The organism is Paenibacillus piscarius (genome assembly GCF_022234545.1).
GTDB classification, from domain to species: Bacteria; Bacillota; Bacilli; order Paenibacillales; family Paenibacillaceae; genus Paenibacillus_AQ; species Paenibacillus_AQ piscarius.
In genome coordinates this window covers 301,207-313,871 of record NZ_JAIEUI010000002.1, presented here as the reverse complement: position 1 = coordinate 313,871, position 12,665 = coordinate 301,207, and the positions used below count along the sequence as shown (strand labels likewise).

At 57.5% G+C, this 12,665-nt stretch carries 9 protein-coding genes; 6 read left to right on the top strand and 3 right to left on the bottom strand.

Going from position 1 to position 12,665, the window contains the following annotated elements:
* The first annotated feature begins 10 nt into the window (after positions 1–10).
* The 3 genes from K1558_RS05070 to K1558_RS05060 all read left to right on the top strand — a co-directional run bounded on the left by K1558_RS05070 (position 11) and on the right by K1558_RS05060 (position 4,382).
* Positions 11–769, top strand: a complete 759-nt coding sequence (locus K1558_RS05070; RefSeq protein ID WP_238650306.1) for an IclR family transcriptional regulator — start codon at positions 11–13, stop codon at positions 767–769.
* Positions 770–843: 74 nt separating this feature from the next.
* Complete coding sequence (locus K1558_RS05065) at positions 844–2,799, top strand: YjhG/YagF family D-xylonate dehydratase (RefSeq protein WP_238650496.1); 1,956 nt, start codon at positions 844–846, stop codon at positions 2,797–2,799.
* On the top strand, positions 2,796–4,382 hold the full coding sequence (locus K1558_RS05060; protein WP_238650305.1) for a glycoside hydrolase family 43 protein: 1,587 nt from the start codon (positions 2,796–2,798) through the stop codon (positions 4,380–4,382). The genes K1558_RS05065 and K1558_RS05060 overlap by 4 nt, the downstream gene beginning before the upstream one ends.
* A 404-nt stretch (positions 4,383–4,786) precedes the next feature.
* Here the strand turns inward: K1558_RS05060 and K1558_RS05055 are convergent, their stop codons facing one another.
* Together K1558_RS05055 and uxuA are read right to left on the bottom strand one after the other, a co-directional pair.
* A complete protein-coding gene (locus K1558_RS05055) occupies positions 4,787–6,403 on the bottom strand; it encodes a mannitol dehydrogenase family protein (RefSeq protein WP_238650304.1) in 1,617 nt (538 codons plus the stop codon).
* Complete coding sequence (gene uxuA, locus K1558_RS05050; protein ID WP_238650303.1) at positions 6,404–7,480, bottom strand: mannonate dehydratase; 1,077 nt, start codon at positions 7,478–7,480, stop codon at positions 6,404–6,406.
* Between the two features lie 227 nt (positions 7,481–7,707).
* Between uxuA and K1558_RS05045 the strand changes: the two genes are divergently transcribed.
* Positions 7,708–8,361, top strand: a complete 654-nt coding sequence (locus K1558_RS05045; protein WP_238650302.1) for a GntR family transcriptional regulator — start codon at positions 7,708–7,710, stop codon at positions 8,359–8,361.
* 98 nt (positions 8,362–8,459) lie between these two features.
* Here the strand turns inward: K1558_RS05045 and K1558_RS05040 are convergent, their stop codons facing one another.
* Positions 8,460–9,365 (bottom strand): AraC family transcriptional regulator, encoded by a 906-nt coding sequence (locus tag K1558_RS05040; RefSeq protein ID WP_238650301.1) that lies wholly within the window; start codon positions 9,363–9,365, stop codon positions 8,460–8,462.
* Between the two features lie 316 nt (positions 9,366–9,681).
* Here K1558_RS05040 and K1558_RS05035 point away from each other — a divergent pair, with 316 nt between their 5' ends.
* Together K1558_RS05035 and K1558_RS05030 are read left to right on the top strand one after the other, a co-directional pair.
* Positions 9,682–11,766: an alpha-glucuronidase family glycosyl hydrolase gene (locus tag K1558_RS05035; RefSeq protein WP_238650300.1), complete on the top strand. Its 2,085-nt coding sequence runs from the start codon at positions 9,682–9,684 to the stop codon at positions 11,764–11,766.
* Between the two features lie 91 nt (positions 11,767–11,857).
* A complete protein-coding gene (locus K1558_RS05030) occupies positions 11,858–12,652 on the top strand; it encodes a Nif3-like dinuclear metal center hexameric protein (RefSeq protein ID WP_238650299.1) in 795 nt (264 codons plus the stop codon).
* The last annotated feature ends 13 nt before the right edge of the window (positions 12,653–12,665 follow it).

Below are 12,665 nucleotides of genomic sequence, written 5' to 3'. Positions count from 1 at the left end.
GGGATAGAGTGTGGAGCAGAAATACTGGGTTCCGGCCTTGGAGAGGGCTGATCTGATTCTGAAGGCCATTGCCAGGCAGCCCGGAACGTACAAGATGACCGATCTGTGTGAAGAGACCGGCATTAACAAAAGCTCAATGTTCTCGCTCCTGCGCACGATGGAAGCTCTGCAATGGGTGGTCAAGGGCGCGAATGAGGGATATGCGCTTGGTGCCGGAGTTTCCTACTTTAATACGGTCTACAATGATTCCCTTAAGCAGAATATGAATCTGGTGGAGCGGTTCCTGGAGGAATCGGCGCGTAGTGTCCGCGAGGTGGGGGAGACCTTCCAGCTGTCGGTGCTTGACCGCAGTGAGATTATCTATCTGGCGAAGCAGGAAGGACAGTCCCTGGTCAGGCTGGAGTCCAGTCCCGGGATGCGGTTTCCGGCCCATGCCACTGCAATGGGCAAGATGATGCTGGCGCTGCTGCCGGAGGAAGAGCTGGAAGGGCGTTATCCGGCTAAAATATTGCCTGCGGTCACTGCCCGCACGCTGACGGACTGGTCTGAGTTCACCGCAGCGCTGGCGGCCATCCGCAAGGACGGCTTCGCGCTGGATCAGGAGGAGATTATTCAAGGCATCAGCTGCGCCGCCGCGCCGGTTCTGGATGCGTCAGGACGGGCGGTTGCGGCGGTGAGCACCTCGATGCTTCAGCATGCATTCGAGGCGAAGCGGGAGATTGCGCTGCGGGAGGTAAAGGCACTGGCAGACAAGCTATCGCTGTCTTAGCTTAGGCATCCGGGCAAGTTCGTTCATACTGAGGGAGAGAAGGGGTTACTGTGAAACTGAGTGTGCAAGAGTTAATGAGGGAAGACATCATTGAGAATGAGCCTGTACATACCGCTGCAGAGGGACCGGCGGGCCAGCTGCCGATTACCGGAGAGGTGCTGCGGAATGCGCCGAGCGGAGAGATTTTTGGGATGACCCAGAATGCCGGGATGGGCTGGAATCCGCTGCTGCTGAACCGGCCCCAGTACCTGATTCTCGGAACGATGGGCGGCATCCGCCGCGAGGACGGCAGTCCGCTGGCGCTCGGCTATCATACCGGCCACTGGGAGATCGGCGTCATGATGGAAGAGATCGCGGAAGAGCTTACGGCGAATGAGGCGATTCCGTTTGCCGGATATGTCAGCGATCCCTGTGACGGCCGTTCCCAAGGCACCAGCGGCATGTTCGATTCCCTGCCTTACCGCAATGATGCGGCCATCGTGCTGCGGCGGCTGATCCGCTCGCTGCCTACCCGCAAGGGTGTGCTCGGCGTAGCCACCTGCGACAAGGGCCTGCCCGCCATGCTGCTGGCTCTTGCCGGGATGCATAAGCTGCCGGGGATCATCGTGCCCGGCGGCGTGACTTTGCCTCCGATAGAGGGAGAGGACGCAGGCAAGGTGCAGAGCATCGGGGCGCGCTACAGCAACGGGGAGCTGTCCCTGGAGGAAGCTGCCGATCTCGGCTGCCGGGCCTGTGCGACGCCAGGCGGCGGCTGTCAATTCCTCGGCACAGCCGCGACCGCCCAGGTGATCGCCGAGGCGCTGGGCATGGCGCTGCCGCACTCGGCGCTGTCGCCTTCGGGCCAGCCGATCTGGAAGAACATCGGCCGCCAGTCGGCCCGGGCTCTCCAGCATCTGGATCAGCACGGGATCGTCATGAGCGACATTCTGACCGATAAGTCCATACAGAATGCAATGGTGCTGCATGCTGCCTTCGGCGGCTCAACGAATCTGCTGCTGCATCTGCCGGCCATTGCCCATGCCGCCGGACTGAAGGTTCCGACCGTCGAGGACTGGAACCGGGTGAACCGGATGGTTCCGCGCCTCGTCAGCGTGCTGCCGAATGGTCCTGTGCCGCATCCGACCATCCGCGTATTCCTCGCAGGAGGAGTCCCTGAGGTCATGCTGCACTTGCGGAAGCTGGGGCTGATTGACGAGTCCGTGCTGACGGTAACCGGACGCACACTGGGTGAGAATCTGGACTGGTGGGAGACCTCCCAGCGCCGGACGGATATGCGGCAGCGGCTGCTGGAGGCGGACGGTGTAGACCCGGATTCCGTGATCATGAGCCCGGAAGAGGCCAAGCGCCAGGGTATGGCGTCCACGATGACCTTCCCGATCGGGAATCTCTGCCCCGAAGGTGCAGTCATCAAATCGGCGGCGATTGATCCCTCCGTCCTGGACAAAGAGGGTGTATACCGCCATATTGGACGGGTGAAGGTGTTCACTACCGAGAGAGCGGCCATCCGCAGCATCAAGCTGGGCATGGTCCATGCGGGAGATATCCTGGCCGTTATCGGCCGCGGGCCGAGCGGAACGGGGATGGAGGAGACCTATCAGCTCACCTCGGCGCTCAAGCATCTGCCTTACGGCAAATATGTCACCCTGATCACAGATGCCCGCTTCTCCGGCGTATCCACTGGGGCCTGCATTGGCCATATGGGGCCGGAGGCGCTGGCCGGCGGCCCGCTTGGCAAGCTTCGCGATAATGACTGGGTGGAAGTACGCATCGATACCGTGAACCTGGAAGGAAGCGTGAATCTGGTCGGTGAAGGCGATGAGCCGCTGACCAAGGAAGCGGGAACGCTGATCCTGGCTTCGCGGACACCGCATCCGGGCCTGGCGGTCGACCCGGGCCTGCCGGAGGATACCCGGCTGTGGGCTGCGCTGCAGGCGGCCAGCGGCGGAACCTGGAAGGGCTGTATCTACGACACTGACAAAATCATTGCCTTACTGGAAGCAGGACGGCAAGCACTGGAGGAGAAACTATGAGCCGAAATCTGATTCACAACCCGATTCTGCGCGGATTTCATCCCGACCCGTCGATCTGCCGGGCAGGGGATGACTATTACATCGCCACCTCAACCTTCGAGTGGTTTCCGGGCGTACGGATTCATCATTCGCGCGATCTGGTGAACTGGCGGCCGCTGACCTATGCGCTCACCCGCAGCTCGCAGCTGAATATGGAAGGGGACCCCGATTCCGGCGGCATCTGGGCACCTTGCCTCACGTACGACAATGGACTCTTTTATCTGATCTATACCGATGTCAAAAGCCGCCAGGGTGCCTTCAAGGATACGCCGAATTATCTGGTGACGGCCGAGAACATTGAAGGCCCCTGGTCCGAGCCGGTCTATCTGAACAGCAGCGGCTTCGACCCCTCGCTGTTCCATGACGAGGACGGACGCAAATGGCTGGTCAATATGCTGTGGGATCACCGCACCGGCCGTAACAGCTTCGCCGGGATTGTGCTCCAGGAATATTCGGTGGAAGAGCAACGCCTGATCGGCCCGGTCGCGAACATCTACAAGGGAACGGAGCTGGCGCTGACCGAAGGTCCGCATCTGTACCGGAAGGATGGCTGGTATTACCTGATTACGGCTGAGGGCGGTACGCAGTATGATCATGCGGTAACGGTAGCCCGGGCGAAGCAGATTGAAGGCCCTTATGAGACCGCCCCGGTTAATCCGCTGCTGACCTCTGCCGGCAACCCTGAGCTGCCGCTGCAAAAAGCTGGCCATGCCAGCCTGGTCGAGACCCAGACCGGTGAATGGTATATGGTCCATCTGTGCGGCCGTCCGGTCAAGGACAAGTACTGCAATTTGGGCCGAGAGACGGCGATTCAGCGCGTAGAATTCACGGAAGACGGCTGGCTCGCTCTATCCGGGGGCGGGAATGCCCCGGCACTGACAGTGGAGGGCCCGGATCTGCAGGTGCATCCTTTTGAACCGGCCGCTCCGCGCGACGACTTCGAGGCTCCGCAGCTGGATGTCCGCTGGAGCACCCTACGCGTGCCGGCCGATGAATCCTGGCTCTCGCTTCAGGAGCGTCCCGGCTATCTGCGCCTGAAGGGTAGAGAGTCGATGAGCTCCATGCACCGCCAGAGCCTGGTTGCCCTGCGCCAGCAGGCCTTCCGTTGCAGCGCTGAGACCTCGCTCGACTTCGAGCCGCAGCATTTCCAGCAGATGGCAGGCCTGATCGTCTATTACGATACGAAGGATTACCTCTATCTGCGGATCACGCACGATGAAGTCCTCGGCGGCCGAACTCTGGGACTCATCCGCTCCAAGGACGGAGTCTATGAAGACACTCTGACGCCTGAAGTGCCGCTGCCAGCCGGAGGAAGCGTTGTACTCAAGGTCGTCATCGACGGCGAATTCGCCCAGTTCTACTACAAGGTTGGCGAATCCTCTTGGGAGCAGATCGGCCCGGCTCTGGAAATCTATCATCTGTCCGATGATTTCCCGGCCTACATCCGCTTCACCGGCACCTTCATCGGCATGTGCGCCCAGGACCTCGCCGGCACGTTCCAACCGGCGGATTTTGATTACTTTGAGTATTTGGAGCAGGAGTAGGGCGGCCTGTAGCTGGAGCATCAAAAAGGATGCTTCAATAAAGCTAAGGCTATAAAGGAAAACTAGCGGAATGAACAATTGAAAAGGAAAAATCCCTTTTAATTCGCCGAAAGTGGACAGGAGGAGGAAATGAGAGGGATAAATCCCTTTGAATTCGCCAAAAGTGGGCGTGAGGAGGAAATGAAAGGGATAAATCCCTTTGATTACTCAGATGCGCGCCAACTGAGCGAATGAAGAGCACAAGTGCACCTGAATTCGCCGGAAGCAGGCGAAACTCCGCAGGTCTAATGTGATTGGTGCAGCAGAAACGCAACGCTCACCATAAAAAAAGCCAGGCCCTCCTTATTCAAGGAGAGCTTGGCTTTTCTACTTATGTTCGCGTGTTCGCGCACACCCGCCCATCCTCAGGCGGTGTACTTCTCCAGCGTAGCCCTTACAGCGCCCGGACCAGCCACCATCTCGGTGAACATGCCCTCGATCGTCTTGCCCAGCCCGGCGGCGTATAGGTCCACGCCGAAGATGGCCTGATCCTCCAGCACCGCGCGTACGCCAGCGGCCGTAGCGGCATCCGCGCCCAGCGTAATCCCAGCAAGCCGCGCCTGCAGCGATTCCAGCAGCGGGTCGGGACTAAGCGTGAAGGCAGCGCCTTCATCGTTCACGCCGAGCAGATACCGGCACCACGCCGCAATCGCCAGTGGGATCGCAGTCAACTCGCTAGGGTCAAGCTCCTCACGCCGGATGTACGACTTGATCGTCTCCCCGAAGCGGATGCCGACCTTCTGCGAGGTATCCGTAGCGATCCGCTGCGGAGTGTCAGGGATGAACGGGTTGGCGAACCGTTCCTGCAGCACCTCGTCCAGGAATTGCTTCGGACTCAGGATGCCCGGATCAACGACAACCGGCAGGCCTTCCTTGTAGCCGATGGTCTCGACAAGCTTGCGCAGCGTGGCATCCTGCATCTCGTCGGCGATCAGCGTGTAACCGAGCAGACAGCCGGTTACCGCGAGTGCCGTATGCAGCGGGTTGAGGCAGGTGGTTACCTTCATCGTCTCCACATTGTTAACCGTGTCACGGTCCGTGAAGATAATGCCGGCTTCCTCAAGCGCCGGACGCCCGTTCGTGAACTTATCCTCAATGACCAGATACTCGCTGATCTCCGCATTAACGAAGGGAGCGGTGTACGTGTTCTTGGAGGTGACGATCACATCCATACCGCCGATGCCCTGCTCCAGCAGTGCGGCCTGGACGGATTCGGACGGGCGCGGGGTGATTTTGTCGATCATGGACAGCGGGAAGGTGATCTTCTGCTCATCCTCCAGATAAGCTACGAATCCTTCCTCGACATGGCCCTTCGCCGCCCATTCCTTGGCGATCGTGACCATGCCCTGCTTCAGCTTGTCGCCGTTATGCGAGCAATTGTCCATGCTGACGAAGGTCATCGGGTACTGGCCCTTCAGGTAACGCTTGTAGGCGAAGGAAGCTACGATGCTCATCGCATGAACCGGATGCGCCGGCCCGCCGGCAATGTCCTTCTCCACGATACCCAGATACTGTCCGTCCGGTCCCGTGAGGGAATAGCCCTTCTCAGTAATCGTGAAGCTTGCCATCTGCAGGCTCGGATTCTCAAAAATCTCCGTCAACCGGCTGTAATCCGCTTCCCGCGTCTTATCTGCGGTGATGCCTTCAACGATGCTGCTGACGATCCGCTTCTGGAAGTCGCCCGCCGCATTCATCAGCACCAGCAGGGTCAGATTATCGTAAGGCTTGTAGACCTTGTCGATCATCTCGAAGTCGAAGGTCTCGGCCGCGATGATGCCGGTATCGGCCTTGCCGCTGTCCAGCAGCTTCTGGTGCGCATTCGCCACGAAGCCTCTGAAGATATTGCCCGCTCCGAAGTGAACCCACTCCGGCTTCTTCAGCGTATTCGCCGCCACCGCCTCATAATCGAACTGCGGCAACGCCACGCCTGCGGCTTCCCAGGCGGCCCGGTCCGCAATGCTGCTTCTGTTCAGACTCAGCATTTACTTGGCCCCCTTGACATTCTCCAGGCTGTCCCATACGCCCAGTAGATACATGATACCCATCGCCCGGTCGTAGAGGCCATACCCTGGACGGCAATTTTTCTCCTCGCCCCAGAGATGTCTGCCATGGTCCGGACGCACATAGCCGGTGAAGCCGCTCTCATGGTACGCCTTAACAACCTCAGCCACATCTACGCTGCCGTCTCGTCCGCGGTGGGATACTTCAATGAAGTCTCCGTTATCGAACACCTTCACATTGCGGATATGGGCGAAATAAATCCGGTCACTGAACTCGCGGATCATCGCCGGCAGATCATTCTCAGGGTTCGTTCCGAGCGAGCCGGTGCAGAAGGTCAAGCCGTTATACGGGCTGTCCACCATGTCCAGGAAGCGGCGGATCGTATCGCGGCTGCGGATAATGCGCGGCAGTCCGAAGATCGGCCAGGCCGGATCATCCGGGTGTATTGCCATTTTGATATCCACTTCTTCACACACCGGAATGATACGCTCCAGGAAATACTTCAGGTTGTCGAACAGTTTATCCTCTGTAACGTCAGCATAAGCTGCGAACAGCTCATCCAGCTTGGCCAGCCGCTCCGGCTCCCAGCCCGGCATGGTGAATTGTCCGGCACCCTTCAGGATGCGGTCGACCATCTCGCGCGGATTATCGGTAATGGCAGCCTTTTCATAAAAGAGTGCGTTCGAGCCGTCCGGCAGCTCCTTATACAGCTCGGTACGGGTCCAGTCGAACACCGGCATGAAGTTGTAGCAGATCACCTTAACGCCGACCTTGGCCAGCTTGCGGATCGTATCGATATAGATGTCAATGTATTTGTCGCGGGACGGCAGTCCGATTTTGATATCATCATGAACGTTGACGCTTTCAACAACCGCTGTGCTGAACCCCTTGGCAGTAATCTGATCGGCAACCTTCTGGATCTCTTCCATTTCCCAGACCTCACCGGCCACCTTGTGGTGCAGCGACCAGACGATGCCCATAACGCCCGGGATTTGACGGATGTGGTCAAGGGTGATGTTGTCGTTGCCCTCGCCGTACCATCTCCAAGTCATATTCATTGTCATTTTCCTCCTTAAGTAAGATAAGCATAAATACAAATGATAACCATCTGATGCCTTGTGACAATTGACCTTACAGAATCATCGGTACATGTGGCATAATCTTGTATACAAGATTGGATTCGTAATGATCATAGAATATGCGTTCATCTTTGTCAATGAAATTCATATCCCTTTTCTATATAATGGGGGGAAGAACAATCCCGAACAGAAAGTTGGTCCATTCCATGACTTCCAAAAAAGAAATAATGGCCTATCTCAAGCAGGAGATTCTCTCCCTTGAGCTGAAGCCGGGGGCGATGATCAGTGAGACGGCTCTGTCCGAGCGCTTCCAGCTGTCGCGTACGCCGATCCGCGATGTGCTGAAGCAGCTGTCCCTGGAGCAATACGTCGATATCTATCCCAAAAAAGGCAATCTCGTATCCTACATAGACCTGGAGTCCGTGGAACAGATTATCTATCTGCGCAATGTGCTGGAGAAGGAGATTATGAAATCGCTGGCCGGGAATATCCCGCTGAAGGGGCTGCATGAGCTGAGGGATAACCTGGCGAAGCAGCAGCAGTGTATTGAGCAGGCGGAGGGAGCGGAAGTGTTCCTGCAGCTGGACGACCAGTTCCACCGCACGATGTTCGGCTTAGCCGGGCGCGAATTCCTGTGGGGCGTGCTCCAGCAGTTCAATGTGCACTACATCCGCTACCGGAAGCTGCACATGCTGAAGGACGAGAAGCTGGCCGCCATCCGGCAGGAGCACCAGCAACTGCTGGATTATATCGTGCAGGGCAACAGAGCTGGGATCGACGAACTGCTGCACCATCACCTGCGTGCGGATATCGATTCCAAGAATCTTCAGGAGCACTTCGCCACATTTATCAAAAAATAGCGCAAGCCTTCAATCAGGCCACCCGTAGCAGCACAAAAAAGCCCGCCTTCATCAGCGATGAAGGCAGGCAGTATACGCGCCCGGCCCACCCGGCCGCTCTACTCCTGGCCCTCGCGGTATTCACGGGGCGACTGGCCGCTCCATCGTTTGAACTGCCTGCTGAAATGGGCAATGTCGCGGTAGCCGAGCAGGCCGGAGATCTGGCTGACGGACAGGCTGTGGTCATCCAGCAGCACCTTGGCCTCATGCAGCATCTGCTCGGACAGGAAGGCGCGCGGCGAGATGCCGAATACCTGGCGGAATACCCGGTAGCAGTGCGAAGCGCTGATGCCCAGCTCGGAGGCGATATCATCGACTCCATAGTGGCTGTCGTCAGGCAGGTCCAGCTTGAATTGCTGGTAGACCAGACCCTGCAGGCGGCTGCGGATCTGGTGGGCCAGCTCGATCTTCTCATAGGTGCCGGGAGTGGAGACATCGGCATCGATGGAGAACACATCCCACAGCTGGGCGAACAGCTCGAAGACGGCGGATTGCAGCCTCATGCGCTGGGACATCGTGAGACTGCCTGAATCGGAAGCAGAGATGTCCACCAGTCTGGCCAGAATAGGGCCCAGCCGGTGGGCGATATTGCTCTCCGAAGTGAACAGTACATGATTCAGGCGGCTGAGCAGGGAGATCAGCAGCTTGTCATTGATATCAAAGTGGATACAGAAATAGGTAAAAGGTCCGCCGTTCCCGCTGCGGCTGGAATGGGCATCGCCCGGCCGCAGCAGCACCAGGTCTCCGGCGCGCTGGAGGTAGCTGTGGCCGTTCACAATCAGCAATTGCTCCCCTTCAAGCACATAATTGAATTCATATTGCGGATGGACATGCTGCGGATAATCCCAGTCCCCGCTGACCTTGCGCAGATGCATCCCGAACAGGTTAAGGGTAGTCTTCACATCCGGGATGATCGTTTCGCTGAGGCTTTGACCCGGTGCGGGCGGTAAAAAAGCTGAAGCCAATACTATGTCCTCCCTTTTGAAAATGTACAGTCATGGAAAGTGGCGGAAGCCAAACATTCCCACGAGTCACGGTTATCATATACTGAATGGTTCTATGATTAGTATACAGAATTTCTGCTTGATTTGGGTAAATAATAGCCTGATTTGACAATGTTCCCGCCCTGCAAGAGCGTGGTAGGATGAACCTGAACAATAACTAGTATACAAGATGGGTGCAGCTGCCCGGCCTGCCGGCCATGATCAGGAAGGAAGACCGGCGCAGCCGGACCGTTATATGACCGCTCAAGATTGTTTACAGAACTGGAGGAGAGAATACATGAGACAACAATCCGGGAACGGGAATACCGCTGTATATGAGAGCGGATACAATGCGTGGCTGAGCTATCCGAAGCTGCCGCAGGGAGCTCTACATGAGCAATATACGAAATGGTGCGGGGCCGTATCGGTCACGGAAGACCATGATACGGTTCAAGCCGCACTCCGTGAATGGCAGCGGGGAATTGCTTCATTGCTGGACGTACAAGCGGTGTCCGCGCCGCAGCCGGAAGGATACAAGGTAGCCTTCGGCACATTCGGCGGCGGTAATCCGCTGATCGCGAACGTCATTGATGACAAGACAGCCCAGGCAGTGCAAGCGGAAGGATTCGTCATCCGTACCAGCGGGTCCATGAAGTGCATCGCTGTGGGAGCTTCCTCCCCGGCAGGCGTACTGTACGGCGTCTTCCATCTTCTGCGCCTGATCGCCAGCGGACAGGAGATCGACCATCTGGATGAAGTGGTGAATCCTGTGAATTCGCTGCGGATGATTAACCATTGGGACAACTTCGACGGCAGTGTGGAGCGGGGATATTCCGGCCGTTCCTTCCTGTATGAGAATAACGAGTTCACGAAGGATATGGACAGAATCACGGATTACGCACGGCTGATGTCCACTGCCGGTATTAACGCCATTGCGATTAACAATGTCAACGTCCATGCCTTGGAGACGCTGTTTATCTCTACTTATCTGCCGGATGTGGCCGGAATCGCTGATATCTTCCGCATCTATGGCATCCGCCTGTACCTCTGCGTGAACTTCGCCGGACCTATGCATGAAGGGGAGGTGGGCACCGCAGATCCGCTGGATGCCGGCGTGCGGGAATGGTGGAAGGCGAGAGCGGCTGACATCTATGAGGCAATCCCCGATTTCGGCGGATTTGTAGTCAAGGCTGATTCGGAGAACCGTCCCGGACCATTCACTTACGGACGGAACCATGCAGACGGAGCCAATATGCTCGCGGAAGCTCTGGAGCCTTACGGCGGTATTGTGATCTGGCGCTGCTTTGTATACAACTGCAAGCAGGACTGGCGCGACCGCAAGACCGACCGGGCCAGAGCTGCCTACGATCATTTCAAGCCGCTGGACGGCCAGTTCCATGATAACGTCATTCTGCAGATCAAGAACGGGCCGATGGACTTCCAGGTCAGAGAGCCGGTATCTCCGCTGTTCGGGGCGCTGGAACGCACCAACCATGTAATTGAATTCCAGATCGCCCAGGAATACACCGGGCAGCAACGCCATGTCTGTTATCTCGTTCCCCAGTGGAAGGAGATATTGGAATTCGATACGGAGGCCAAGGGCGGACCGGCTCCGGTGAAGCGGATCGTGGACGGCTCGCTGTGGGGCAACCGCCTGAGCGGGATTGCAGCAGTATCCAATGTGGGGAATGACCGGAACTGGACCGGCCATCTGCTGGCCCAGGCGAACCTGTACGGCTTCGGCCGGCTGGCCTGGAATCCCGAGCTGAGTGCGGAGGAGATTGCGGCGGAGTGGATCGCATTAACGTTCGGTACGGACACAGCGGTAGCTGGGGTTATCAGCCGGATTCTGCTCGATTCATGGGAAATCTATGAATCTTACACCTCTCCGCTTGGCGTGGGCTGGATGATCAATCCTGAGCATCACTACGGCCCGAATGTGGACGGATATGAATATTCCATGTGGGGGACCTACCATTATGCTGATCATCAGGGCATTGGGGTAGACCGCACCGTAGCGACTGGAACAGGCTACAGCGCGCAATACATGGGCAGCAACGCCGTGCGTTATGATTCGCTGGAGGAGTGCCCGGATGAGCTGCTGCTGTTCTTCCACCATGTTCCTTACACCCATGTCCTGCATTCCGGCACAACCGTTATCCAGCATATCTACGACACCCACTTTGAGGGTGCAGAGCGTGCTGAAGGACTGCTGGAAGCGTGGAGCGGACTGAAGGGCAGTATCGCGGAGGGCCTGTACACTCAGGTGGAGGAACGTCTCAAGGGACAAGCAGCCCATGCCAAGGAATGGCGCGACCAGATTAACACCTATTTCTACCGCAAGAGCGGGATTGCCGATGCATTAGGCCGGACCATTTATTAAGGGAGCGTCTGCGTACCGGATGGCAATGTCCTGTCTCTTGACAGGGTGAGCCGGGGACTCATTTGGGTAATATCAAGGAGGAAAAGATCTCATGGCACTGACTTTCAGTGATGTGCTGGAGCACTTGAACGCAGGGGTGCAGCTGCCCGTGAATACGGTAGACAAGCTGGAGCCGGAGACAGCGGTAGCGGAAGTGCAGGGAATCGTGACTGCCTTCGCCGCTTCGCAATATGTGGTTGAACAAGCAGCCGTGCTTGGTGCGAATCTCCTGATCACGCATGAAGGCTTGTACTATAGCCACCAGGGTAACGGCAGCGGATTGGAGCAGGATGCTGTCTATCGGCAGAAGTCTGCGCTGATCAGCCAGAGCGGGATAAGCGTCTACCGTTTCCATGATGGTATACACCGCTATACGCCGGACGGGATTATGGAAGGACTGCTGCATGAGCTGGAGTGGGAGCCGTATGCAGAGCGGCATTTGCCTGAGGTGTCGATCCTCACAATCCCTGAGATGACCGTTTCTGAAGTGGCCGCCCATGTGAAGCAGAAGCTGAACATTCCTTATGTCCGCGCGGCGGGTAACCTCTCTGCGACATGCTCCAGGGTGGGGGTGCTGGTCGGTTACCGGGGTAACGGCAATACGGTCATTCCGCTGTATGAGCAGGAGTCGCTGGATCTGGTCATCGCCGGTGAAGGGCCCGAATGGGAATTGCCCGAGTATATCCGTGACGCTGGGCAGCAGGGCTTGGACCGGACGCTGCTGATGCTGGGCCATGCCGAGAGCGAAGCGCCAGGGATGAAGCTGCTGGCCTCACGGCTGGCCCGGCAGTTCCCGGAGGTGCCGGTGCATTATATTCAAGAGAAGCCAGTGTTTCAAATTCTATAATTAGTGTGGCCCA